This window comes from Cryobacterium serini (assembly GCF_004404025.1).
GTDB lineage: Bacteria > Actinomycetota > Actinomycetes > Actinomycetales > Microbacteriaceae > Cryobacterium > Cryobacterium serini.
This window is the reverse complement of record NZ_SOHN01000006.1, coordinates 1-1494: the sequence shown is the minus strand read 5'-3', so window position 1 is coordinate 1494 and position 1494 is coordinate 1. Positions and strand designations below refer to the sequence as shown.

The following is a 1494-nucleotide window of genomic DNA, read 5'->3' as shown; positions in this document are numbered from 1 at the left end:
GCGACCTACCTTTCCAACCCCGTCCTTACGAACCAGGCGTACCGAGTAGATCTCAGCCGTTCTTGCATCAATGTCAATGTTCCACCCATGAGCGCCACCCAGACCGTTCGGCCTGGTGTGACTGGTCGCCATATTCCGCTGTATACAGACGGGACGACACGTGCTCCTTAGAAAGGAGGTGATCCAGCCGCACCTTCCGGTACGGCTACCTTGTTACGACTTAGTCCTAATCACCGATCCCACCTTCGACAGCTCCGTCCCTTACGGGTTCGGCCACTGGCTTCGGGTGTTACCGACTTTCATGACTTGACGGGCGGTGTGTACAAGGCCCGGGAACGTATTCACCGCAGCGTTGCTGATCTGCGATTACTAGCGACTCCGACTTCATGAGGTCGAGTTGCAGACCTCAATCCGAACTGAGACCGGCTTTTTGGGATTCGCTCCACCTTGCGGTATCGCAGCCCTTTGTACCGGCCATTGTAGCATGCGTGAAGCCCAAGACATAAGGGGCATGATGATTTGACGTCATCCCCACCTTCCTCCGAGTTGACCCCGGCAGTATCCCATGAGTTCCCACCATTACGTGCTGGCAACATAGGACGAGGGTTGCGCTCGTTGCGGGACTTAACCCAACATCTCACGACACGAGCTGACGACAACCATGCACCACCTGTATACCGACCTTGCGGGGCGACCATTTCTGGCCGTTTCCGGTATATGTCAAGCCTTGGTAAGGTTCTTCGCGTTGCATCGAATTAATCCGCATGCTCCGCCGCTTGTGCGGGCCCCCGTCAATTCCTTTGAGTTTTAGCCTTGCGGCCGTACTCCCCAGGCGGGGAACTTAATGCGTTAGCTGCGACACGGAGACCGTGGAATGGTCCCCACATCTAGTTCCCAACGTTTACGGCATGGACTACCAGGGTATCTAATCCTGTTCGCTCCCCATGCTTTCGCTCCTCAGCGTCAGTTACGGCCCAGAGATCTGCCTTCGCCATTGGTGTTCCTCCTGATATCTGCGCATTCCACCGCTACACCAGGAATTCCAATCTCCCCTACCGCACTCTAGTCTGCCCGTACCCACTGCAGGCCCGAGGTTGAGCCTCGGGTTTTCACAGCAGACGCGACAAACCGCCTACGAGCTCTTTACGCCCAATAATTCCGGACAACGCTTGCACCCTACGTATTACCGCGGCTGCTGGCACGTAGTTAGCCGGTGCTTTTTCTGCAGGTACCGTCACTCCCAGGAAAACCCAGTCGCTTCTTCCCTACTAAAAGAGGTTTACAACCCGAAGGCCGTCGTCCCTCACGCGGCGTTGCTGCATCAGGCTTGCGCCCATTGTGCAATATTCCCCACTGCTGCCTCCCGTAGGAGTCTGGGCCGTGTCTCAGTCCCAGTGTGGCCGGTCACCCTCTCAGGCCGGCTACCCGTCGTCGCCTTGGTGAGCCATTACCTCACCAACTAGCTGATAGGCCGCGAGCTCATCCTTGACCAAA

At 56.8% G+C, this 1494-nt stretch carries 1 rRNA gene; it reads right to left on the bottom strand.

Annotated features, from left to right (window positions below):
• Positions 1-171: 171 nt before the first annotated feature.
• Positions 172-1494: ribosomal RNA gene (locus E3T51_RS02335) — 16S ribosomal RNA — on the bottom strand; the annotation flags it as partial.